Source organism: Streptomyces sp. NPDC048269, from assembly GCF_040652395.1.
Lineage (GTDB): Bacteria > Actinomycetota > Actinomycetes > Streptomycetales > Streptomycetaceae > Streptomyces.
This window is the reverse complement of sequence record NZ_JBEZLW010000004.1, coordinates 207,913-229,637: the sequence shown is the minus strand read 5'-3', so window position 1 is coordinate 229,637 and position 21,725 is coordinate 207,913. Positions and strand designations below refer to the sequence as shown.

Annotated in this window: 21 protein-coding genes; 17 read left to right on the top strand and 4 right to left on the bottom strand. The window is 72.2% G+C overall.

The genetic code is table 11. The annotated features are described in order from the left end of the window. Nucleotides 1-19 precede the first annotated feature (19 nt). The 4 genes from AB0D48_RS06675 (at nt 20) to AB0D48_RS06660 (ending at nt 2,894) form a co-directional block, all read left to right on the top strand. The gene (locus AB0D48_RS06675; RefSeq protein WP_362391495.1) at nt 20-652 is read left to right on the top strand and encodes an MBL fold metallo-hydrolase; all 633 of its coding nucleotides are present in this window, start codon (nt 20-22) and stop codon (nt 650-652) included. Nucleotides 653-681: 29 nt separating this feature from the next. Next, nucleotides 682-1,467: an exodeoxyribonuclease III gene (locus tag AB0D48_RS06670; RefSeq protein WP_362391493.1), complete on the top strand. Its 786-nt coding sequence runs from the start codon at nt 682-684 to the stop codon at nt 1,465-1,467. Between the two features lie 135 nt (nt 1,468-1,602). Beyond that, entirely contained in the window at nt 1,603-2,043 is a 441-nt protein-coding gene (locus AB0D48_RS06665) for a DUF6278 family protein (RefSeq protein WP_362391491.1), read from the top strand. A 107-nt stretch (nt 2,044-2,150) separates the two neighbouring features. Further along, a complete protein-coding gene (locus tag AB0D48_RS06660) occupies nt 2,151-2,894 on the top strand; it encodes an amino acid ABC transporter ATP-binding protein (RefSeq protein WP_362391489.1) in 744 nt (247 codons plus the stop codon). A 54-nt stretch (nt 2,895-2,948) separates the two neighbouring features. Here the strand turns inward: AB0D48_RS06660 and AB0D48_RS06655 are convergent, their stop codons facing one another. Together AB0D48_RS06655 and AB0D48_RS06650 are read right to left on the bottom strand one after the other, a co-directional pair. Beyond that, nucleotides 2,949-4,535 carry a CocE/NonD family hydrolase gene (locus AB0D48_RS06655; RefSeq protein ID WP_362391486.1) on the bottom strand — a complete coding sequence of 529 codons (1,587 nt, stop codon included), beginning with the start codon at nt 4,533-4,535 and terminating at the stop codon, nt 2,949-2,951. Between the two features lie 129 nt (nt 4,536-4,664). Then, nucleotides 4,665-5,825, bottom strand: a complete 1,161-nt coding sequence (locus tag AB0D48_RS06650; RefSeq protein WP_362391717.1) for an Ig-like domain-containing protein — start codon at nt 5,823-5,825, stop codon at nt 4,665-4,667. 248 nt (nt 5,826-6,073) lie between these two features. Between AB0D48_RS06650 and AB0D48_RS06645 the strand changes: the two genes are divergently transcribed. The 6 genes from AB0D48_RS06645 (at nt 6,074) to AB0D48_RS06620 (ending at nt 12,937) form a co-directional block, all read left to right on the top strand. Beyond that, complete coding sequence (locus tag AB0D48_RS06645; protein WP_362391484.1) at nt 6,074-7,237, top strand: peptidoglycan bridge formation glycyltransferase FemA/FemB family protein; 1,164 nt, start codon at nt 6,074-6,076, stop codon at nt 7,235-7,237. Nucleotides 7,238-7,299: 62 nt separating this feature from the next. Further along, nucleotides 7,300-8,901, top strand: coding sequence for a murein biosynthesis integral membrane protein MurJ (gene murJ, locus AB0D48_RS06640; protein ID WP_362391482.1), 1,602 nt, complete (start codon nt 7,300-7,302; stop codon nt 8,899-8,901). A 40-nt stretch (nt 8,902-8,941) separates the two neighbouring features. Continuing rightward, nucleotides 8,942-9,625, top strand: coding sequence for a response regulator transcription factor (locus AB0D48_RS06635; protein WP_362391480.1), 684 nt, complete (start codon nt 8,942-8,944; stop codon nt 9,623-9,625). A 9-nt stretch (nt 9,626-9,634) separates the two neighbouring features. Continuing rightward, nucleotides 9,635-11,080 (top strand): HAMP domain-containing sensor histidine kinase, encoded by a 1,446-nt coding sequence (locus AB0D48_RS06630; protein WP_362391478.1) that lies wholly within the window; start codon nt 9,635-9,637, stop codon nt 11,078-11,080. Next, nucleotides 11,077-11,610: a hypothetical protein gene (locus AB0D48_RS06625; RefSeq protein ID WP_362391476.1), complete on the top strand. Its 534-nt coding sequence runs from the start codon at nt 11,077-11,079 to the stop codon at nt 11,608-11,610. The genes AB0D48_RS06630 and AB0D48_RS06625 overlap by 4 nt, the downstream gene beginning before the upstream one ends. Nucleotides 11,611-11,665: 55 nt before the next feature. Then, nucleotides 11,666-12,937: a cytochrome P450 gene (locus AB0D48_RS06620; RefSeq protein WP_362391474.1), complete on the top strand. Its 1,272-nt coding sequence runs from the start codon at nt 11,666-11,668 to the stop codon at nt 12,935-12,937. On the opposite strand, the gene AB0D48_RS06615 is transcribed toward AB0D48_RS06620, so the two are convergent. Further along, nucleotides 12,897-13,625: a hypothetical protein gene (locus AB0D48_RS06615; protein ID WP_362391472.1), complete on the bottom strand. Its 729-nt coding sequence runs from the start codon at nt 13,623-13,625 to the stop codon at nt 12,897-12,899. The genes AB0D48_RS06620 and AB0D48_RS06615 overlap by 41 nt on opposite strands. 101 nt (nt 13,626-13,726) lie before the next feature. Here AB0D48_RS06615 and ggt point away from each other — a divergent pair, with 101 nt between their 5' ends. Beyond that, on the top strand, nt 13,727-15,535 hold the full coding sequence (gene ggt / locus AB0D48_RS06610) for a gamma-glutamyltransferase (protein ID WP_362391470.1): 1,809 nt from the start codon (nt 13,727-13,729) through the stop codon (nt 15,533-15,535). 3 nt (nt 15,536-15,538) lie between these two features. Here the strand turns inward: ggt and map are convergent, their stop codons facing one another. After that, nucleotides 15,539-16,306, bottom strand: coding sequence for a type I methionyl aminopeptidase (map, locus tag AB0D48_RS06605; RefSeq protein WP_362391468.1), 768 nt, complete (start codon nt 16,304-16,306; stop codon nt 15,539-15,541). A gap of 64 nt (nt 16,307-16,370) precedes the next feature. Between map and AB0D48_RS06600 the strand changes: the two genes are divergently transcribed. The 6 genes from AB0D48_RS06600 to AB0D48_RS06575 all read left to right on the top strand — a co-directional run bounded on the left by AB0D48_RS06600 (nt 16,371) and on the right by AB0D48_RS06575 (nt 21,718). Beyond that, entirely contained in the window at nt 16,371-16,622 is a 252-nt protein-coding gene (locus AB0D48_RS06600; RefSeq protein ID WP_328928552.1) for a helix-turn-helix transcriptional regulator, read from the top strand. 68 nt (nt 16,623-16,690) lie between these two features. After that, on the top strand, nt 16,691-16,900 hold the full coding sequence (locus AB0D48_RS06595) for a hypothetical protein (protein WP_362391466.1): 210 nt from the start codon (nt 16,691-16,693) through the stop codon (nt 16,898-16,900). Between the two features lie 23 nt (nt 16,901-16,923). After that, nucleotides 16,924-17,304: a PPOX class F420-dependent oxidoreductase gene (locus AB0D48_RS06590; protein ID WP_362391464.1), complete on the top strand. Its 381-nt coding sequence runs from the start codon at nt 16,924-16,926 to the stop codon at nt 17,302-17,304. Nucleotides 17,305-17,403: 99 nt separating this feature from the next. Next, nucleotides 17,404-19,416 carry a hypothetical protein gene (locus AB0D48_RS06585; RefSeq protein ID WP_362391462.1) on the top strand — a complete coding sequence of 671 codons (2,013 nt, stop codon included), beginning with the start codon at nt 17,404-17,406 and terminating at the stop codon, nt 19,414-19,416. A 167-nt stretch (nt 19,417-19,583) separates the two neighbouring features. Beyond that, a complete protein-coding gene (locus AB0D48_RS06580) occupies nt 19,584-20,426 on the top strand; it encodes a nitrilase-related carbon-nitrogen hydrolase (RefSeq protein ID WP_362391460.1) in 843 nt (280 codons plus the stop codon). Beyond that, nucleotides 20,423-21,718: an aspartate aminotransferase family protein gene (locus AB0D48_RS06575; protein ID WP_362391458.1), complete on the top strand. Its 1,296-nt coding sequence runs from the start codon at nt 20,423-20,425 to the stop codon at nt 21,716-21,718. The genes AB0D48_RS06580 and AB0D48_RS06575 overlap by 4 nt, the downstream gene beginning before the upstream one ends. Nucleotides 21,719-21,725: the final 7 nt, after the last annotated feature.

The window sequence follows — 21,725 nt, the reverse complement described above, 5'->3', positions numbered from 1 at the left end:
CAGCCCTTAGCCTGGGATCATGAAGCTCACCAAGCGGCTGCACTCCTGCGTCCAGCTGGAGAAGGACGGGCGCACGCTCGTCATCGACCCGGGCGCCTTCAGCGAACCGGACGCGGGCCTGGGGGCGGACGCCCTGCTGGTCACGCACGAGCACCCCGACCACTTCGAGGAGGGCCGGTTGCGGGCCGCGCTCGACGCCAACCCGGCGGCGGGCCTGTGGACCCTGCGCAGCGTGGCGCGGCAGCTGGCCCCCGCCTATCCGGGCCGGGTGCACACCGTGGGGCACGGCGACACCTTCACCGCCGCCGGTTTCGAGGTCCAGGTGCACGGCGAGCTGCACGCCGTGATCCACCCGGACATCCCGCAGGTCACCAACGTCGGCTACCTCGTGGACGGTTCGCTGTTCCACCCCGGGGACGCGCTGACCGTGCCCGACGCGGCCGTGGAGACGCTGATGCTCCCGGTGCACGCCCCCTGGAACAAGGTCTCCGAGGTGATCGACTACCTCCGTGAGGTCAAGCCGCGGCGGGCCATCGACATCCACGACGCGTACCTGTCCGACATCGCCCGGCCGATCTACGACAGGGCCCTGGACAGCCTGGGCGGCGCGGACCACGGCCGACTCACCGCCGGGGAAGCCGCCGATCTGTGATGTCGGTGCCGGGCGGTAGGTTGGGACGTATGCGTATCGCCACGTTCAACGTCAACTCCATCACCGCCCGGCTTCCGCGCCTGCTGGCCTGGCTGGAGAGCACCGGCACCGATGTCCTGTGCGTCCAGGAGACCAAGTGCTCCGCGGAGCAGTTCCCGCACGCCGAGCTGCGCGAGCTGGGTTACAAGGCGGCCGTCAACGCAACCGGCCGGTGGAACGGTGTCGCCCTGGTCTCCAAGGTCGGCATGGACGACGTGGTCCTGGGGCTGCCCGACGGGCCCGACTACGAGGGGATCCAGGAGCCCCGCGCGATCTCCGCCACCTGCGGCGGCGTGCGCCTCTGGTCGGTCTACGTGCCCAACGGCCGGGAGGTCGCGCACGACCACTACGGCTACAAGCTGAACTGGTTCCGCTCCCTGACCACGGCCATCGCCGAGGACGCGGCCGGCCCCCGCCCCTTCGCGGTGCTCGGCGACTTCAACGTGGCCCCGACCGACGAGGACGTCTACGACCCGGCCGTCTTCGAGGGCCTCACCCACGTCACCCCCGCCGAGCGCGCCGCCCTGGAGGCGCTGCGGGCCGCCGGGCTCTCCGACGTGCTGCCGCGCCCCCTCAAGTACGACCGCCCCTACACGTACTGGGACTACCGCCAGCTCGCCTTCCCCAAGAACAGGGGCATGCGCATCGACCTCGTGTACGGGAACGAGGCCTTCAGCAAGGCCGTCACCGACGCCTACGTCGACCGCGAGGAACGCAAGGGCAAGGGCGCGTCCGACCACGCGCCGGTCGTCGTGGACCTGGATCTCGACCGGTAGGAATCGGTCCGGATCCGGGCCGACGGATCCAGGCCGTTTCCTGCGGATGGCGCGCCGCGCGCCGGCCATGATCCGCACGAGACGGCCTAGCGCGCCCTGTGGCCAGCGGCGGATCGTGGTGCGACGCTGGTCGGTATGAACATCCGCTTCCTGGCCAACTGGCTGAACCGGCACGAAACGGAACGTGGTGCGGGTCTCGCCGCCGCGCTCGCCGATGATCCCGAGGGCGTCGCCGAGTTGTTCTCGGAGTGCGAGATGCTGCGCGTCCAGGCGAGGGCGGCCGGGCTCGAACTCGACGAGAGCCAGGCCTCGTTGGAGGCTCTCGACCAGCTGATGCCCCGCTGGCGGCGGGATCCCGAGGCCGTCCCGTGGCTCGGCAACGACGCGGGCTTCTACCTCGGGACCGTGATCATCCGTACCATCCCCGGAGCCGGCTGGCAGGTGTGGCCCAACGGGCAGCCGGTGATCCGGCTGGCCTCGGGCCGTGAGCTGAACGTGATCGAGTCGGGGGTGTCCTGGGCGATGACGGGATCCCCCGAGCTCAGCCAGGCGTACGCGGAGGCCTCCGAGGGGTGACCGGAGGCGATCTTTATGTCGCCTTTAGGCGTGTCGAAGGGAAGTGCCCTTCCCGGGCTGGTTAGTTTGCCTGGACTCGACACACCGACAAGTGGGCAGGGCAGCACATGGTCGTCGATCCGTTGATCGAGCTGCGGGACGTCAACAAACACTTCGGGCAGTTACACGTCCTCCGGGACATCAACCTCACCGTCGACCGCGGCGAGGTCGTGGTCGTCATCGGCCCCTCCGGCTCCGGGAAGTCGACCCTGTGCCGGGCGATCAACCGGCTGGAGACCATCGAATCCGGCACCATCCTGCTCGACGGGAAGCCACTGCCCGCGGAGGGAAAGGACCTGGCCCAGCTGCGCGCCGAGGTCGGGATGGTCTTCCAGTCCTTCAACCTCTTCGCGCACAAGACGGTACTCGCCAACGTCTCGCTCGCCCAGATCAAGGTCCGCGGCCGCAGGAAGGACGAGGCGGAGAAACGCTCCCGGGAACTCCTGGAGCGCGTCGGCCTCGCCGACCAGGCCCCCAAGTTCCCCGCCCAGCTCTCCGGCGGCCAGCAGCAGCGCGTGGCCATCGCACGCGCCCTCGCCATGAACCCCAAGGCTCTGCTCTTCGACGAGCCCACCTCCGCACTCGACCCGGAGATGATCAACGAGGTGCTGGAGGTCATGCAGCAGCTCGCCCGTGAGGGCATGACCATGGTCGTGGTCACCCACGAGATGGGCTTCGCCCGATCCGCCGCCAACCGCGTCGTGTTCATGGCCGACGGCAGGATCGTCGAGGACCGGACCCCGGAGGAGTTCTTCACCGCCCCCGAGAGCGACCGCGCCAAGGATTTCCTGTCCAAGATCCTCAAGCACTGAGGGGGTCCCCACCGATCCCTCAGCAGGGCCACCCCGCACGGCAGCAGCCGCGGATCACTGCTCGCGCAGCGGCACCGAGACGTAACTGGGATCGGCGCCCGGCGAGGAGAAGGTCAGCTGCGCGCCGGTGGGGTTGTGCTCGATGTAGAGCGGGTCGACGGTGTCGATGACCAGGGCGAGCCGGTGGCCCGCGGGCACGTCGTAGGCGGTGGAGAACAGCTCCAGGTCCACGCCGAAGGCCTGCCCGGGGGTGCGGCCGTGGAAGGTGTAGGGGGCGTTGCTGACGAGCTTGCCGATGCCGAGCGGGCCGACGTCGTAGAGGTAGGCGACGAAGGTGCCGTCGCCCTTGGTGGAGGTGACGGTGGTGTGCACCTCCACCGTGCCGCGGACCCGGCGCGGCTCGTCGTAGCGCCCGGACTGCCACACGGCGGCGAAGGCGCGGGGGAGGAGCGGGACGGAGGCGACCGGGGGCGCCTTGACGAGCTGGTCGAGGATGCTGGAGAGGAAGATCACGCCGCCGTTGGCGCCGGAGTCCACATTGGCGAAGAGGTGCTCGCTGTCGGACAGCGGGAGCTTCTCGGTGCCGGCGGCGCCGACCGACTTCCAGTCGGCGTAGCCCTCGTACCCGCCGTCGCTGCGGGACTTCAGTCGCACGGGCGCCTCGGTGTCGACGCCGTTGCGCTCGCCCTTGAGGTAGCGGTCGAACCAGCGGTGGGCGTCGGTCCAGGTGTCGCCCGGCAGGCCCAGCAGGCCGGTCGCCTCGGCGGTGGCGTGGTCGCCCGGGCGGAACTCCAGCCGCTTGGGGCCGGTCAGTCTCTCGAAGAACTCCGCGTACTGGTTGGGCGGGAAGATGGTGTCGCCCCAGGCGTTGCCCAGCATGATCGCGGCGCCGTTGGCGTTGATCCGGTCCACCTGCTCGGAGGCCGAGCGCTTCTTGCCCCACTCGATCATCTGCTGCTCGCGGTCCAGCCGGGAGCCGAGGAAGTCGCCGAGGACCGACTGGAGTTCGGGGCCGGGGCGGCCGGTGAGGAAGCCGGCGGCGCCGAGCATCCCGGCGGCCTGGACGTGCTGGGTGCGGCCGGAGTAGATGGACTCGATCAGGTTCGCCCAGCCGCTGAGCGCGACCACGGCCTTGACCCGCGGGTCGTGCGCGGACGCGAGCAGGGCGATGCCCGCGCCGTACGAGACCCCGCCGAGGCCGATGTGGTCCGGATCGGCGGCGGTGTGGGCCAGGGCCCAGTCGATGACGGCCGATACGTCGGCGATGTCCGGCGGGCCGGCCACCTCGATCTGGCCGCCGGAGAGCCAGAAGCCGCGGGAGGTGTAGCTGACCACGACGTAGCCGGAGTCGGCGAGCTGCTCGGCCTGGGCGATGTATTCGATCTGCGGCATGCCCCAGCTGGTGGGGAGCACGATCAGCGGGTACTTCCGGCCGGCCTCGGCGCCCGCCGGCGTGAAGACGTTGCCCTTGAGGGTGATGCCGCCGGATCCGGGGATGTCGTGGAAGCGCAGCTCCGACGAGGCGTCGGCGGTGATCGTCGCGGCGGGTGCGGGAGCCGCCCGGGCCTGGTGGGGGGCCAGGCCCAGGGCGGCTGCCGCCAGGAGGGACGCCACGGCTGCTGCGGTGGTGGTGCGTTGCATCAATCGCTCCTCGCGTACGCCGGGTTGCCAAAGTGACCCGACGGTAACGGGGGCGCTTACCGGAGGTAACCCACGAGTGAGTTACGTGGTGGTAACAATTGAACGAGAGTCAGGCGTGAAAGGCCCCGGTCAGCCGTTCTGCGGGGTGCCGGACAGGGCGCTCTTGGCCTTCCACTGGTCCCAGGACAGGTTCCACTCGCCGTAGCCGTTGCCGAGGTCCGCGTTGCCCTTGGAGCCGGAGCCGACCACCTCGAAGGGGTCGCCGACCTGGGACGCCGCGAAGAGGTCCCTGGCGTCCGCGTCGCTCATCCCCACGCAGCCGGAACTGGCGTTGGCGCGGCCGAAGTTGCCGCTGTTCCACGGTGCGGCGTGCGCGTACATGCCGGACCAGGTGAGCCGCATCGAGTAGTCGACCATCTTGTCGTAGGCGTCGTCCAGGCCCACCGTCTGGGAGTCCATCCGGATGGTGCCCTCCTTGGTCATGATCACCATCTTCCCGGACCACGAAGCCTTCTTGCCGCCCGGAGTGCCCGCCGAAATCGGGATCGCCTTGAGCGCCTGGCCGTCCTCGGTCACCGACATCTTCTTGGTGTCGAGACTGACCTCGATCCGGCGGTCCTTGCCGATCTTGAACTCGGTGTTGTAGTCCTTGGCGAAGAGGCCGCTGCCCTTGCCGGAGTCCACGCCGTTCAGGTTCATCTCGACCTTCACGTCCGTGCCGGACTTCCAGTACTCCTTGGGCCGCCAGTCGATACGGTCGTTGCCGGAGTAGTCCTTGATCCAGCCCCAGGAACCCTCGGTGTTGTTCGAGGTGGTGACCTTGAGCTGCTTCTCCACTTCGGCCTTGTTCGCCACCGGGTTGTCGAAGACGATCGAGACCGGCATCGCCACGCCCACCGCGCTGCCCTTGGGTATGTTGATCGAGACCTTGTTCACCTTGTCGGCGGCGCTGGTCTTGAACTGCGCGGTGGCGCTCTGGCTCTCGGTGTTCTGGGCCTCGACCTTGTACTCCGCGCCGGGGGCGGCGTTGCGCTGCGAGGTCCAGGTCCGGCCGTCGTCGGATATCTTCCCCGGCAGCTCCGCGCCCTTGGCGTCGGCCACCTTCACCTGGGCCAGCTTGCCCTCGGCGATGGTCACCGTGACGGGCTCGCCCGCCTTGACCTGATCGCCCGTCAGGTTCACCGAGACCGCCATGTCGGCCTTCGGCTTCATGTCGGCCTTGGCCGTCCCGCCGTCACCCCCGCCCGAACAGGCGGTCAGCGCGGCGGCCAGAAGTGCGGTGCCCGCCATGGCGGTGCGGCGTGTGCGGCTCAACGAAAGCCCCTTTCGGATATCGACGGTGAGGACCGTTCGCACCTGTAGATGCGCCCCGGACGACTCTAGGTTGCACAATCTGCCGAAAAGACCGTCCTTCCGGTTGTGACGTGGACCGCAGCGAAACGGTCATCGTCCGGTCACATTCGCCGCGCACCTCGGTCACGGGCGGCTGTGAGAGTCCTGTGAGCAACTCGCCAGGACGAACAGGAAGGCCGTCAGCCGTGTGTGCACTGCTCGTGACCCCCTCCCGGCAGGACCAGGACCAGGAACTGCAGGTGCGCGCCCTGACTGTCCCCGAATACCGGGCATTTCTTGCCGGGCACGGTGAGGCGAGTTTTCTCCAGTACCCGTCCTGGGGCTGTGTGAAGGACCTTTGGCGCGCGGAAAGGGTCGGATGGCACTACCCGGGCGGTGAGATCGAAGGCGCCGGGCTCGTTCTCTACCGCCAATTCCCCGGCACCCGCAAATACTTCGCGTACCTCCCCGAGGGGCCCGTGGCCGACTGGTCCGACCCGCGCGTCGACCGCTGGCTGACCCCGCTCATGCGCCATCTGCGCGCCTGTGGCGCCTTCGCCGTCCGCATCGGCCCCACCCCCGCCTACCGCCGCTGGGACGCTGCCACCGTCAAGTCCGCCACCGGGCCCGGCCGGCAGATCTCCGACGTGCTCGCCACCGAGGTCGACGCGGTGGGTGCCGCTCTCGCCGACCGGCTGCGCACCCGCGGCTGGAAGCGGTGCGGCGGCGAGGACGACGGCGACGCCCAGCCCCGCCACGTCTTCCGCGTGCCGCTGGCCGCCCGCTCCCGGGACGACCTGTGGTCGGGGCTGAACCAGGAGTGGCGGCGCAACGTGCGCAAGGCCGCGAAGGCCGGCGTCCAGACGGTCGTCGGCACCGCTGACGACCTGCCCGAGTTCTACCGGCTGCTGCGGATCACCGAGGAGCGCGACGGCTTCCGGCTCGGGCGGTCCCTCGCGTACTACGAGCAGCAGTACCGGGTCCTGAACGAGGAGCAGCCCGGCCGGATGCGGCTCTACCTCGGCGTCCACCAGGGCGAGGTCCTCGCCGCCCACACGATGATCGTCGCCGGGAACCGGGTCTGGTACCAGACCGGCGCCTCCGCCGACCACCGGCGCGACGTGCGGCCCAGCAACGCCCTTCAGTGGCGCATGATGTGCGACGCACATGCCCTCGGAGCCGACGAATACGACATGCGGGGGGTACCCTCCACTCTCGACCCCGACGAACGTTCTTTCGGGTTGCTGCGCTGGAAGCTCGGCACCGGCGGGCAGGTCGTCGAGACGCTCGGAGAGTGGGAGATACCGATGGACGGAGTCGCCAACACGGCGCTCTACAAGGCGTTCCAGGCCTACCTGGCCCGCCGGTGACGGCCACCGCCACCAGGCCGGACACTCCGGACGTCGCCGGGGCGTCACCGCGTAGGACCTCCGTGCTGCGCAGCGGCGCGCTCATGGCGGCCGGATCGATCGTCTCCCGCGCCACCGGCTTCATCCGCTCCGCCGTCGTCGTCGCGGCACTGGGCACCGGACTGCTCGGGGACAGCTACGCCGTCGCCAACACGGTTCCGAACATCCTGTACATGCTGCTCGTCGGCGGCGCGCTCAACGCCGTCTTCGTCCCCGAGCTGATACGCGCCGCCAAGGAGCACGAGGACGGCGGGGCCGCGTACACCGACCGGCTGCTGACCGCCTGCACCGTGGCGCTCGTCGCGCTCACCGCCGTCGCGGTCCTCGCCACCCCGCTCATCGTCGGCGTGTACACCCCCTACAGCGGGGCGCAGCAGAGCACCACCGTCGCCCTGGCCCGGTTCTGCCTCCCGCAGATCCTCTTCTACGGCCTGTTCACCCTGCTCGGGCAGGTGCTCAACGCCCGCGGCAGGTTCGGCGCGATGATGTGGACCCCGGTCCTCAACAACATCGTGATCATCGGTGTCTTCGGGCTCTTCCTGTACGTCTCCCACGGCTCGCCGGACGGCCTCACGGCCGCCGAGACCAGGCTCCTCGGGATCGGCACCACCGCGGGCATCGTCATCCAGGCCCTCGCCCTCGTCCCCTCGCTGCGCGCCGCCCGGTTCCGCTGGCGCCCCCGCTTCGACTGGCGCGGCAGCGGCCTCACCCGCCCGCTGCGCAACGCGGGCTGGCTGGTGATGCTCGTCCTCACCAACCAGATCGCCTACTGGGTGGTGACCCGGCTCTCCACCACCACCGGGGACCTCGCGGTCAGGGCGGGCCTCGCGGAGGGCGTCGGCTACACCGCCTACAGCAACGCCTACCAGCTGTGGATCGTCCCGCAGGGCATCATCACCGTCTCCCTCGTGACCGCCCTGATGCCCAGGATGAGCTCGGCCGCGGCCGACGGCGACCTCACCGCCCTCCGCGCCGACGTCTCCTACGCGCTACGCTCCAGCGCCGCCCTCGTCGTCCCCGCCGCCGCGGTCTTCGCCGCCCTCGCCCCCTGGGTCACCGGCAGCGTCTTCGGGTACGGGCGCACCGGCCCCGACGACATCGAGGTCATGGCGGGCATGCTGATGGCCTTCGCGCCCGGCCTGATCGCCTTCTCCGCGCAGTACGTCCTCTCGCGCGGCTTCTACGCCCTCTCCGACACCCGCACTCCCTTCTTCCTCAACCTCTCCATAGCCGCCCTGAACGCCGGGCTGTCGGGCGCCGCCTACCTCCTGCTGTCGCCGCGCTGGGCGGTCACCGGCATGGCCGCGGCCTCCTCCGTCGCCTTCACCGCGGGCGCCGCCCTCACCGCGTACACGCTCGCCCGCAGGCTCGGGCCGCGCACGGGCACCCGTACGGGACGGCGCGCCACCGCCGTACGGACCCACCTGCGGCTGCTGACCGCCTGCGCGCCGGCGGCCGCCGCCGGGTACGCGGCCGCCCGGGCCGCCGAGCGGTTCGGAGACTTCGCGGCGGCCGGGGCGGGAACCATCGCCCTGCTGCTCGTCGTCGTTCTCCTCGCCGGGCCGCTGCGCCTGACGGAGATCACCGACCAGCTGGACTCCCTGCGGCGCAAGATCGGCCGGTAGCGGGAGGAGAAGCCCCGGAACACCTTGGGATACTGACCGGATGCCACGCGTACTGCTGATCGAGGACGATCCTTCCATCCGGGAGGGCGTGGGCCTCGGCCTGCGCCGCCGCGGCCATGAGGTGAGCTCCGCCGAGACGGGCGAGGAAGGCCTCGCGCTGATGGGGGCCTTCCGTCCCGAGCTCGTCCTGCTCGACCTGATGCTGCCCGGGATCAACGGCGTCCAGGTGTGCCACCGCATCCGCGAGACCAGCGAGGTGCCGATCATCATGCTCACCGCGCGCGGCGACGACTTCGACATCGTCATCGGGCTGGAGGCCGGCGCCGACGACTACATCGTCAAACCCGCCCGCACCGAGGTCATCGAGGCCCGCATCAAGGCCGTGCTGCGCCGGCTCATCGACCCGGTGGGCGCGCGCCCCGAGGTCGGGATACACGGGGAGCTGGCCATCGACCGCGCCGGACTCACGGTCGCCAAGAACGGCCTGCGGATCGCCCTCGCCCCCAGCGAGATCAAGCTCCTGCTTCACCTGTCGGCCTCCCCCGAGCAGGTCTTCTCCCGCCAGCAGCTCCTGGAATACGTCTGGGACCACAGCTACCACGCCGACGCCCGGCTGGTGGACGCCTGCGTGCGCCGCCTGCGCCACAAGATCGAGGACCCCGACGCAAGCCCCCGCTACATACAGACCGTGCGCGGCTTCGGCTACCGCTTCGGTCCCCTGTAGGGGCGCGAAGTGCGACGAATAGCCCCGCTCGGGCTGCGCACCCGTCTGATAGCGGCCTTCCTGCTGGTCGCCGCGATCAGCGCGGTGAGCACGGCCGCGCTCACCTACCAGCAGGCGCGCAACGCCATCCTCAAGCAGACCCAGGACACCGCCGTCAACACCCTGCGGGACCAGGTCGAGCAGCAGGAGCTCCGCCTCCCCCTGAACCAGCAGGAGCTCCAGCGCGTCGTCACCGAACTCGGCAAGCGCGGCAAACCCCACCCGTGGATCATCTTCGGCGAGTACGGCAGTCTGCGCACCTCCACCAACCCCGCCACGCCCACCTCCACCGTGATCACCGACAGCCTGCGCGAGAAGGTCCGCAGCAACCAGTACACCGCCTTCCAGCGCGTCGAGGACCAGCGCGGCAATCCGTGGCTCACGATCGGCGTCCCCGCCCTCTTCGAGCACAACGGTTACACCGAACCCACCGGGGCCGTCTTCTTCGCCAGCGTCCCGCTCGCCACCGAGAAGCAGACCGTCGAGGCCATGGTCGACGCCGCCAAGCAGGGCGCCGTCCCCGGCCTGGCCATCGCCATCATCCCCGCGCTGCTGGCCGCCCGCAGCGTGCTGCGGCCGGTCCGGGACATGCGCCGGGCCGCCCAGCGGCTGGGCCGCGGCCGCCTCGACACCCGCATCGAGGTCCGGGGCGCCGACGAACTCGCCGGACTCGCCCGCACGTTCAACGAGACCGCCCGCGCACTGGAACAGTCCGTGCGCGAGCTGCAGGACGCGGAGACCCGCGCCCGCCGCTTCGCCTCCGACGTCTCCCACGAACTGCGCACCCCCCTCGCCGGAATGCTCGCCGTCACCGAGGTCCTCGACGAGGACGCCGAGCAGCTCGACCCCGACACGGCCAAAGCCCTGCGCCTGGTCAGCTCGGAGACCGGAAAACTCGCCGTCCTCGTCGAGGACCTGATGGAGATATCCCGCTTCGACGCCCGGGCCGCCGAGCTCAACCTCGACGACGTGGACATCGCCGAAGCCGTGCGCAAGACCCTCGAACGACGCCACTGGGTCGACGACCGCGTCATCACCGAGCTGCCCGACCGCGTACGCGCCCGGCTCGACCCGCGCCGCTTCGACGTGGTCCTCGCCAACCTCGTCGGCAACGCCCTGCGGCACGGCGGCGCCCCCGTACGCGTCACCGTACGGACCGCACCCGGCGAGGCCGGCGAACGCCTGCTGATCGACGTCGCCGACAGCGGGCCCGGCATCGCCCCCGAGGTGCTGCCGCACATCTTCGACCGCTTCTTCAAGGCGGACGCAGCCCGCACCCGCTCCGCCGGCAGCGGCCTCGGACTCGCCATCACCCTGGAGAACGTCCGCCTGCACGGCGGCACCCTCCGGGCGGGCAACGGGCCATCCGGGGGAGCCCTCTTCACGATCGACATGCCGCTGGAGGCCCGCACATGACAGGGCGGAGGACGAGGTCCCGGGGCACGGCGGCCACGGCGGTCCTGGCGGGCTGCGCCCTGCTGCTCGCCGGATGCGGCATCAAACGCACCGGGGTGATCGACAGCGGCCATCCCGCCACCGTCAAGAGCCCCGGCGGCAAGACCGTCGTCCTCTACTACCTCTCCAAGGAGGGTGACCGGCTCGTCCCGGTCCCGTTCACGGTCGAGGGCGGCTACACCATCGCACCCGGGGCGCTCGTGCGGCTGCTGCTGGACGGCCCCATGGGTCCGGCCCAGGAAGGCGGGCTCACCACGGGCCTGCCCCGGCTGCCCGCCGGGCAGGCTGACGTGGTGGAGGTGAGCGCGTACTCGCCGGGCGCGGGGGTGAGGGTCCGGGTGCCGTTCGCCGTGGGCGATCTGTCGGCACTGGCGCGCAGCCAGCTGGTGTGCACCGTCGGCGTCTCCGCCGTGCCGGACACCCTCAGCCCGGTCACCCTGCAGGGCACCGACACCGCCCTCCCGTCCGCCGAGTGCGATTCGCGGCGCTGACGTGTCGGCCGGCCGCACCCTTGCGGCCGGGCCGCGCACCCGTCACGGTGGCCCCATGGATCACGCCGCGGACGTCCCCGACGTCTTCGACCCCCGCCTCTACGCCGAGGGCATCCCGCACGAGCGCTACCGGCTGTTGCGCGAGAAGCACCCCGTGGCCTGGCAGGAGGAGCCCGAGATCGGCGGCTGGCCCGCCGGCCCCGGCTTCTGGGCCGTCACCCGGCACGCCGACGTCGTCCGCGTGCTGCGCGACCACCGCACGTACTCCTCCTGGCTGGGCGCCACCCAGATCCGCGACCCCGACCCGGCCGACCTGCCGTTCCTGCGCCGCACCATGCTCAACCAGGACCCGGACAAGGCCGCCGGCGACCACGGCAGGCTGCGGCGGCTCGTCTCCCGGGCCTTCACCCCCGCCCGCGTCGACGCCTTCGCGGGCCGGGTGCGCGAGCGGGCCCGCACGCTCCTGGCCGCCGCCCGCGACGGCGCCGAGGACGGAGCCGCCGACCTCGTGCGCACCGTCACCGACGAGTACGCGCTGCTCAACCTCACCGACCTGCTGGGCGTCCCGCCCGCCGACCGGGCCCTGTTGCTGGAGTGGACCGTACGGATCATCGGCTACCAGGATCCCGAGGACGCGCCCGCGCCCCTGCTCGGTCCGGACGGCAAGCCGCTGAACCCGCGCTCCCCGGCGCTGCTCGGCGAGATGTTCGCGTACGCCCGGGAACTGGCCGCCCACAAGCGCGCGCACCCCGGCGACGACGTGATGACGGCCCTCGCCCAGGCCGGACTGGAGGCGGCCGAGCTGGAGATGTTCTTCTTCCTGCTCACCGTCGCGGGCAACGACACCGTGCGCAGCGCGGCCCCCGGCGGCCTGCTCGCACTGGCCCGCGCCCCGGAGGCCTACCGCCCGCTCGCCGAGGGCCGGGCCCCGATGGACCGGGCCGTCGACGAACTCCTGCGCGTCCACCCGCCGGTGCTCAGCTTCCGCCGCACCGCAGCCGTCGACACCGAGCTGGCCGGCCGGCACATCCGGGCCGGGGACAAGGTGGTGGTCTTCCACGCCTCCGCCAACCACGACGAGCGCGTCTTCACCGACCCCGGACGCCTGGACCTCGGCCGGACCCCCAATCCGCACGTCTCCTTCGGGGACGGCCCGCACGTCTGCCTCGGCGCCCACTTCGCCCGGCTCCAGCTGCGCACCTTCTACGAGGAGTGGTGTGCGGCCATGCCCCCGCCCGAACTCGCGGGCCCGCCCCGGCGACTGGTCTCCAACTTCATCAACGAGATCACCCGGCTGCCGCTGCGGGTGTCCGGGCCGGCCCGGTGACGTCCGCCACCAGCTCGGTCACGTCCGGGCCGTACGCGTCGGAGTTGATGACCTTCAGCAGGAGGCAGAAGGACTCGCGGCCGTACTTGCGGGCCAGCCGCACATGGTGCTTGGCCAGGTAGCGGGCGGCGGCCTGGTTGCTGTTGGCGGTCTGTCCGGAGAGCAGGAACACCGGCCGGGAGCCGTGCCGGGTCGTCAGCCGCGCCAGCAGCACGTACTCGACCATCCCCTTCTCCCAGCGGTACCTCTCCTCCCCGATGCGGATCGCCCCGCGGTCCGGGTGACCCGAGGCGAGGCCGACGTCGACTTGCACGCCCGGGAGCATGGACGTCAGGTGCGCCGTCGTACGGGTGTTGGAGGCAGGCCCGCCGACGCAGAACTCGGCCCGTTCGCCGAACCCCTGGCGGGCGCCGTCGTGGGTGACGATCTGGACGTTCGCCCCGCAGTCCTTGATCAGGGCGGATATCTCCAGCAGCGCGAAGGCGTCGTTGCGGTGCAGCGACGAATCCGTGCCGCCCATCTGCCGGTTGACCACGAAGAGGCAGTCGGATCCGGTCGGCAGGCCGAAGAAGGCCTGCTTGCGGCGGAGCGCGCGGCGCCAGAGGTAGGTCCGGGAGAACCAGCCGAACCCACCGCTGATCGCGGTGGCCATCACCCCGAGCACGATGTTGCGCACGTCGTCGTTCATGCGGCGGATGGTAGCCGTCACAAGGCGTTCCTGACGCGGGGGGTGCCGTGAAGTTAGGCTGCGGCGACATGGTCTGACCGGCCGTCGACTGGAGGTACCGGATGCGTGGTCCCGCCGCACGTCAGCTCGCGCTCGTCGCCCTCGCCGGGGCGTTGGTGTCCACCGGGGCCGCGGCGCCACCCTCCGCCGCCGGCGCCGCGGCCACCCCGGCCAAGGTGCCCGTCGCCGTCGGCTACGGCGGGGCCGTCGCCAGCGTCGACGCCGACGCCTCCGCGGCCGGCATCGCCGTACTGCGCTCCGGCGGCAACGCCGTGGACGCGGCCGTGGCCACCGCCGCCGCGCTCGGGGTCACCGAGCCCTACTCGTCCGGCATCGGCGGAGGCGGCTACTTCGTCTACTACGACGCCCGCTCCCGCCGTGTGCACACCATCGACGGCCGCGAGACCGCCCCCGCGACGGCCACCTCCACGCTGTTCCAGGAGAACGGGGTCCCCATCCCCTTCGCCGAGGGCCAGACCAGCGGCCGCGGGGTCGGCGTCCCCGGCACCCCCGCCACCTGGAAGAGCGCCCTCGACTCCTGGGGCAGCCGCCCGCTGGGACAGCTGCTGAAGCCCGCTGAGAAACTGGCCCGCGACGGCTTCACCGTGGACGCCACCTTCCGCGCCCAGACCGAGCTCAACCAGGACCGGTTCAAGGACTTCCCGGACACCGCGAAGCTCTTCCTGCCGGGCGGCGCCCTGCCCGTGGTCGGCTCCACCTTCAAGAACCCGGACCTGGCCGCCACGTACGCGGAACTCGCCCGCAAGGGGACCGGCGCGCTCTACCGCGGCCCGATCGCGGAGGACATCGTCCAGGCCGTCCGCAAGCCCCCGGTGGACCCCGCGGCCACCCGCAACGTCCGGCCCGGCGACCTGACCGCCGGCGACCTGACCGCGTACGGGACCAAGCGGCAGACCCCGACCCAGGTGAGCTACCGGGGCCTGGACGTCTACGGCATCGCCCCCTCGTCCTCCGGCGGCACCACCGTCGGCGAGGCGCTGAACATCCTCGAGCGCACCGACCTCTCGAAGCTTTCCGAGGCGCAGTACCTGCACCGCTTCATCGAGGCCTCGCGGATCTCCTTCGCCGACCGCGGCCGCTGGGTCGGCGACCCGGCCGCCGAGAACGTGCCGACGCGGGAGCTGCTCTCCCAGCGGTACGCCGACTCGCGCGCCTGCCTGATCAAGCCGGACCAGGCGCTGACCAGCCCGCTGGCCCCCGGAGACCCGCGCGACCCGGTGCCCTGCGCCACCACCGGCCAGACGGCGCCGACCACGTACGAGGGGGAGAACACCACCCACCTGACGGTCGCCGACCGCTGGGGCAACGTGGTGTCCTACACCCTGACCATCGAGTCCACCGGCGGCAGCGCGATCACCGTCCCGGGCCGCGGCTTCCTGCTCAACAACGAACTGACCGACTTCTCCTTCGCCCCGGCCGCGCCGGGTGTCCCCGACCCGAACCTGCCCGGTCCCGGCAAGCGGCCGCGCTCGTCGGTGTCGCCGACCATCGTTCTGGAGCACGGGCGGCCGGTGCTCGCGGTGGGCTCCCCGGGCGGCGCCACCATCATCACCACCGTCCTGCAGACCCTGATCGGCCACCTGGACCGGGGCCTGCCGCTGGTCGACGCGATCGCCGCGCCCAGGGCCAGCCAGCGCAACCAGTCCACCACCGAGCTGGAGCCGGGTCTGTGGAACAGCCCGCTGCGCGCCGAACTGGAGGCGATCGGGCAGGGCTTCCGGCAGAACCCGGAGATCGGCGCCGCGACGGGCGTGCAGCGCCTGCCGGACGGGCGCTGGCTGGCGGCGGCCGAGACGAGCCGCCGCGGCGGCGGCTCGGCCATGGTCGTCCACCCGCAGGGGAAGCCGTAGCACCTACACGGCGGTGAGGATCCTGGGGCCGTCGGCGGTGATCGCGACCGTGTGCTCCGCGTGCGCGGCGCGGCTGCCGTCGGCGGTGCGCAGGGTCCAGCCGTCCCCGTCGCAGGTGTAGTCGTCCGTACCCCCCGCGGTCAGCATCGGCTCGATCGCGAGGACCATGCCGGGGCGCAGCTTCATGCCGCGCCCCGGACGGCCCTCGTTGGGCACGCCCGGGTCCTCGTGCATGTGGCGGCCCACGCCGTGGCCGCCGAAGCCGTCGGGGATGCCGTATCCGGCGGCGCGGCAGACCGTACCGACCGCGTGGGCGATGTCGCCGATCCTGTTGCCGGGCACGGCTGCCGCGATGCCCGCGGCGAGGGCCGCCTCGGCCGTCGCGATGAGCCGCAGGTCGGCGGGGCGGGGCCGGCCCACGGTGAAGCTGACCGCCGCGTCCCCGACCCAGCCGCCGAGGCCGGCCCCGCAGTCGACGCTGACCAGGTCGCCGTCGCGCAGCCGGTACCCGCCGGGGATGCCGTGCACGATGGCGTCGTTGACCGACGTGCAGATCACCGCGGGGAAGGGCACGGGCGCGAACTCCGGCCGGTAGCCCAGGAAGGGCGAGGTCGCGCCCGCCTCGCGGAGCACGCCGCGGGCCACCCGGTCCAGATCCAGCAGGCAGACCCCGACCCGCGCGGCTTCCCGCACGGCCGCCAGGGCATGTGCCACGACGCGGCCGGCGGCGCGCATCTCGTCGATCGACTGTTCCGTCTTCAGTTCCACCATGCCAATAACTATACCGGTATAACTTTAACGGGATAGTTATTGGCGGGCGGGGTAGGATGAGGACATGGTCCGTACCCCCCTGACTCCGGAAGAGCGCGAGCGCGGCGAGCGCCTGGGTGCGCTGCTGCGCGAGGCGCGAGGCGCGCGCAGCATGGTCGAGATCGCGGCCGGTGCCGGGCTCTCGGCGGAGACCCTCCGCAAGATCGAGACCGGCCGGGCGCCCACCCCGGCCTTCTTCACCGTGGCCGCCCTCGCCGAGGTGCTCGGGCTCTCCCTGGACGACGTGATGCGGCGCTGCTCCCTCGTGCCCGTCTGAGGTCCGACCGGCGGCCGTACGGCCCAATCCGCGGTGCAATCGCCGGGCCGTGGGGCAAGCGTGAAGGCGTGTCAGCCACGAACGCACCCCAGCGACTCGGTTTCGGACTCCTCGGCGCGCTCCTCGCGGGCGGCCTGCTCCTCGCCGCCTGCGCCGCCCCCGACGGCGGGGCCCCCGCCGAGGACCCGGGAGGCAGGGCCCTCCGCGAAGACGCGCCCGGCGGCGACGGGCGGGCCGTTCGCGGCCCGAAGGACGGTGGGGGCCGGGCGGGACCGTGATGGCAGCACCGTAGGGTCGCGGTATGGATGTCGAAGAGCTGGGCAGGGCGAAGTACGTCAGTCTCACCACCTTCCGCAAGGACGGCACGCCCGTGGCGACGCCGGTGTGGGCGGTGACCGACGGCGGAGAGCTGTACGTGTGGACGCGCAGCGACTCGTGGAAGGTCAAGCGGATCCGCAACGACGGCCGGGTCACCGTCGCCGCCTGTGACGTGCGCGGGCGCACGGAGGAGGGGGCGCCGGTGCGGGAGGGCGAGGCCCGGCTGCTCGACGAGGCGGGGCTGCGGAGGGTGCGGGGGCTCATGTCACGCAAATACACGTGGCAGTTCTGGGCGGTGGACGTGCCCGCGATGATGGTGCGGCGGGGACGGCGGCCGCACACCGCGATCGCCGTCAAGCTTTGAGGTGTCCGTAGTCCGCCCGTAACACAGGTGGGGTCCAATGCGGTCATGGAGACCGCGACTTCGCCGGCGATCGGTCAACTCACCGCATATTTACGTGGGTTGACCCAGAGGCTGGATCCTGGGGCAGGCTGGTACGGGGAATTCCTACGCCGGGATCCGGACGGGCTGCGGGCCTGTCTCGACGGGGCCGCGATACCTCCGTGGGACGTGGTGGAGTCGCTCCTGCGGGACCTGACGGCGACGCGGGGCGAGCAGATCGGGGCGCGGGAGACCGTGTACGCGGCCCGGCTGCGGGCCGCGGCGGTCACCGCGTGGGACAGGCTCCCGGGCGGGACGGAGGAGCTGCGGACCCAGTACGCGGGGGCGGCCGCGCAGCGGGCGGACGCGCGCGCGGCCCTGCGGAGCCTCACGGCCCGGCTCGGTGGCGCCGGCGACCCGGCGGAGGCGGACGCCCTGGCCCGGGAGCTCTCCTGGGCCCAGGACGACGCGGCCCGCGCCGCGGCCCGCCACGAGGACATCTCGGCCCGCCTGGCGGCCCTGCGAGCCGGCCCCGGCGACTCGGTACGGCCCGCCGGCCCGGACACCCCACGGCCCCTCCCCGCCGTACTCCGCCAACGCCCGGCCGGCCTGGCCCCGCCAACCGCTCCGGCGGACCTGCCGTTGGCCCAGGCTGAGGTGCCGGTCGGGCGGGCGGACCTGCCGTTGGCCCAGGCTGAGGTGCCGGTCGGGCGGGCGGACCTGCCGTTGGCTCAGGCTGAGGTGCCGGTCGGGCGGGCGGGGACGCCGGTTGTTCAAGCCGAGGTTCCGGTCGGGCGGCCCGAGGGGCGCTGGCTGCGCGGCGCGCGGCGGGCCGGGGGCGCCCGCTACGCGGGCTCGGCGGCCGCCGAAGCCCCGGCCTTCACGCCACCGCCGGGCCACCCGGACGGTGACACCGCCCCCGGCGAGGGCCGCGCCCCGCGAGGGGCGCGCTTCGGCCGCCCCGAACCCGAACTCCCGGCTCCCCGGGGCGCCCGATTCGGCCGCCCGGCGGGCGCGATGCCAGAGGACACCCCGGCCGCTCGCGAACCGGGCCACCAGCCCACCCCGACACCCGGCGCTCCCCGGCCGGGCGCGGGGGGCGGGGCGCCCCCGGCAGGGCCCGGCAAACCGGGCCCTGAGGCCTGGATCCACACGGCCACCGGTCATGGACCGGGGGAGACGGCATCCGGGGCCGACGGGTTCGCCGCGCCGGGGTACGGGGAGTCCGGCCCGGGGGTCTGGGGCCAGATGGCCGACGGTCCTGAACTGGGGGAGGCGGTGGCGTCCGGATGCGACGAACTCGGCCCGGGGGTCTGGGCCCACACGGCCATCGGTCATGAACCGGGGGAGACGGTATCCGGGGCCGGCGGGTTCGTCGGCTCCCGGTACGGCGAGCTCGGCCCGGGGAACTGGGCCCAAGCGGTCGCGCCGGGGTACCGGGAGTCCGGCTCGGGGGGCCGGGACCGGATCGCCGACGGTCCTGAGCCGGGGGAGGCGTACCCGGTGGGGGCCTGGGGGGTCGAGGGTCTCCCCGGGCCCGGTGAAGCGGCGGCCCGCTCGGCGCCGTCCGCGAGGAGCACGCGGGCCGTCGTCGGCGAGCTGATCGCGCTGCGCGCGCAAGGGCGTGGCGGCGAGGCGCACGCGCTGCTCTGCGAGGCCGCCGCCTGGCGCGCGGACCGGCTGCCCGGCCTCGCCGACCAACTGGCCCGCGCCGGGCTCGCGGCCGACTGGGCCACCCTGCTGTGGGAGGCGGCATCGCTCCCGCCCGAGCGGCTCGCCGCGGCCGCGGCCGCCCTCGGCGGCGCAGGCCGGGAGGCCGACAGCGACGCGCTGCTGCGCCAGGGCGTGGCCCGCCCCACCGCCGAGATCGCCGAGGCGGCCCTCGCCCTCGGCGCGGCGGACCGGACCCGCGAGGCCGACGCCCTGCTCGACGCCTTCGTCCGGGTCCGCACCGCGGAGGAGGCGGCGGCCCTCGCCCGCCGCGATCCGCAGTGGTTCGCCCCGCGCCTGCTCCAGGCCGCCGCGGCGCTGTCCGGAACCCGCCACCGCGATCTGCTCCACGCCTTCCGCGTAGCAGGGATCACCGCGGCGTAAACCGCCCGTCTCCTGACCGCAATCGACCGCGGGGCGACGTAACCTGATCGACTACTCCAACCGCGCACGGCGGTCTTGCCCCACGCTGTGACGAGGCCTACGTTCTACTCCCTACGCACACCGTCTACGTGCGTAGAACTCGGCGTTCCCGTCGCGAGGAGCAGCTCATGGCCCAAGTCGTCCGCGCCGCGCTGGTCCAGGCCACCTGGACCGGAGACACCGAATCGATGATCGCCAAACACGAGGAGCACGCCCGCCGGGCCGCCGCCCAGGGAGCGAAGATCATCGGCTTCCAGGAGGTGTTCAACGCCCCCTACTTCTGCCAGGTCCAGGAGACCGAGCACTACCGCTGGGCCGAGGCCGTCCCCGACGGCCCGACCGTGCGCCGTATGCAGGACCTCGCCCGCGAGACCGGCATGGTGATCGTCGTACCGGTCTTCGAGCTGGAGTCCGAGGGCTTCTACTACAACACCGCCGCCGTCATCGACGCCGACGGCAGCTACCTCGGCAAGTACCGCAAGCACCACATCCCCCAGGTCAAGGGCTTCTGGGAGAAGTACTACTTCCGCCCGGGCAACCTCGGCTGGCCCGTCTTCGACACCGCCGTCGGCCGTGTCGGGGTCTACATCTGCTACGACCGCCACTTCCCCGAGGGCTGGCGCCAACTGGGCCTGGCCGGAGCCCAGCTCGTCTACAACCCGTCCGCCACCCACCGTGGCCTCTCCGCCTACCTCTGGCAGCTGGAACAGCCCGCCGCCGCCGTCGCCAACGAGTACTTCATCGCCGCGATCAACCGCATCGGGCAGGAGGAGTACGGCGACAACGACTTCTACGGCACCAGCTACTTCGTCGACCCGCGCGGCCAGTTCGTCGGCGACGTCGCCAGCGACAAGGAGGAGGAACTCCTCGTCCGCGACCTCGACTTCGACCTGATCAAGGAGGTCCGCGACCAGTGGGCCTTCTACCGCGACCGCCGCCCCGACGCCTACGGAGGGCTCGTACAGCCGTGACCAACCCGATTCCCCTGCACAGTCGCCACCGCACCGTCCTGCCCGACTGGCTCGCGCTCTACTACGCACACCCCATCGAGCTCACCCACGGCGAGGGCCGCCACGTCTGGGACGCCGACGGCAACCGCTACCTCGACTTCTTCGGCGGCATCCTCACCACGATGACCGCCCACGCCCTGCCCGAGGTCACCAAGGCCGTCTCCGAACAGGCCGGGCGGCTCATCCACTCCTCCACCCTCTACCTCAACCGGCCGATGGTGGAGCTGGCCGAGCGGGTCGCCGCCCTGTCCGGCATTCCCGACGCCCGGGTCTTCTTCACCACCTCCGGCACCGAGGCCAACGACACCGCCCTGCTGCTCGCGACGACGTACCGCCGCTCCAACCAGATCCTGGCGATGCGCAACAGCTACCACGGCCGGTCCTTCTCCACCGTCTCCGTCACCGGCAACAGAGGCTGGTCCCCGACCAGCCTCTCCCCGCTCCAGACGTACTACGTCCACGGCGCCGTCCGCACCCGCGGCCCCTTCGCCCACCTCGACGACACCGCCTTCACCGCCGCCGCCGTCGCCGACCTGGAAGACGTACTCGGCCAGGCCCGCGGCGGAGTGGCCGCGCTCATCGCCGAGCCGATCCAGGGCGTCGGTGGATTCACCTCCCCGCCCGACGGCCTGTACGGGGCCTTCCGCGAGGTCCTGGACCGGCACGGCATCCTGTGGATCAGCGACGAGGTGCAGACCGGCTGGGGCCGTACCGGCGAGCACTTCTGGGGCTGGCAGGCCCACGCCCAGAACGGCCCGCCGGACATCCTCACCTTCGCCAAGGGCATCGGCAACGGCATGTCCGTCGGCGGGGTCGTGGCCCGCGCCGAGGTGATGAACTGCCTGGACTCCAACTCCATCTCCACCTTCGGCGGTTCCCCGGTCACCATGGCGGCCGGCGCCGCCAACCTCGCGTACCTGCTGGAGCACGACCTCCAGGGCAACGCCCGCCGCGTCGGCGGCATGCTGCTGGAGCGGCTGCGTGCGATCGCCGCCCACGTGCCCGCCGTACGGGAGGTACGCGGCCGCGGTCTGATGGCCGGCCTGGAGCTGACCAGGCCCGGAACCGACCAGGCCGACCCGGACGCGGCAGCGGCCGTCCTGGAGGCCGCCCGGGCGGGCGGTCTGCTGATCGGCAAGGGCGGCGGCCACAACACGAGCGTGCTGCGCATCGCGCCGCCGCTCTCCCTGACCGTCGCCGAGGCGGAAGAGGGCGCCGAGATCCTCGAACAGGCGCTCCGCAGCATCCAGTAGGGGGATT

Excerpts from the sequence above, each read along its gene's own strand:
- map (WP_362391468.1), bottom strand. The coding sequence starts at position 16,306 with ATGGTGGAACTGAAGACGGAACAGTCGATCGACGAGATGCGCGCCGCC.
- AB0D48_RS06615 (WP_362391472.1), bottom strand. The coding sequence starts at position 13,625 with ATGAACGACGACGTGCGCAACATCGTGCTCGGGGTGATGGCCACCGCG.
- AB0D48_RS06665 (WP_362391491.1), top strand. The coding sequence starts at position 1,603 with ATGAACATCCGCTTCCTGGCCAACTGGCTGAACCGGCACGAAACGGAA.
- AB0D48_RS06670 (WP_362391493.1), top strand. The coding sequence starts at position 682 with ATGCGTATCGCCACGTTCAACGTCAACTCCATCACCGCCCGGCTTCCG.
- AB0D48_RS06590 (WP_362391464.1), top strand. The coding sequence starts at position 16,924 with ATGGATGTCGAAGAGCTGGGCAGGGCGAAGTACGTCAGTCTCACCACC.
- AB0D48_RS06660 (WP_362391489.1), top strand. The coding sequence starts at position 2,151 with ATGGTCGTCGATCCGTTGATCGAGCTGCGGGACGTCAACAAACACTTC.
- ggt (WP_362391470.1), top strand. The coding sequence starts at position 13,727 with ATGCGTGGTCCCGCCGCACGTCAGCTCGCGCTCGTCGCCCTCGCCGGG.
- AB0D48_RS06600 (WP_328928552.1), top strand. The coding sequence starts at position 16,371 with ATGGTCCGTACCCCCCTGACTCCGGAAGAGCGCGAGCGCGGCGAGCGC.
- AB0D48_RS06675 (WP_362391495.1), top strand. The coding sequence starts at position 20 with ATGAAGCTCACCAAGCGGCTGCACTCCTGCGTCCAGCTGGAGAAGGAC.
- AB0D48_RS06635 (WP_362391480.1), top strand. The coding sequence starts at position 8,942 with ATGCCACGCGTACTGCTGATCGAGGACGATCCTTCCATCCGGGAGGGC.
- AB0D48_RS06650 (WP_362391717.1), bottom strand. The coding sequence starts at position 5,825 with ATGGCGGGCACCGCACTTCTGGCCGCCGCGCTGACCGCCTGTTCGGGC.
- AB0D48_RS06620 (WP_362391474.1), top strand. The coding sequence starts at position 11,666 with ATGGATCACGCCGCGGACGTCCCCGACGTCTTCGACCCCCGCCTCTAC.
- AB0D48_RS06580 (WP_362391460.1), top strand. The coding sequence starts at position 19,584 with ATGGCCCAAGTCGTCCGCGCCGCGCTGGTCCAGGCCACCTGGACCGGA.
- AB0D48_RS06625 (WP_362391476.1), top strand. The coding sequence starts at position 11,077 with ATGACAGGGCGGAGGACGAGGTCCCGGGGCACGGCGGCCACGGCGGTC.
- AB0D48_RS06655 (WP_362391486.1), bottom strand. The coding sequence starts at position 4,535 with ATGCAACGCACCACCACCGCAGCAGCCGTGGCGTCCCTCCTGGCGGCA.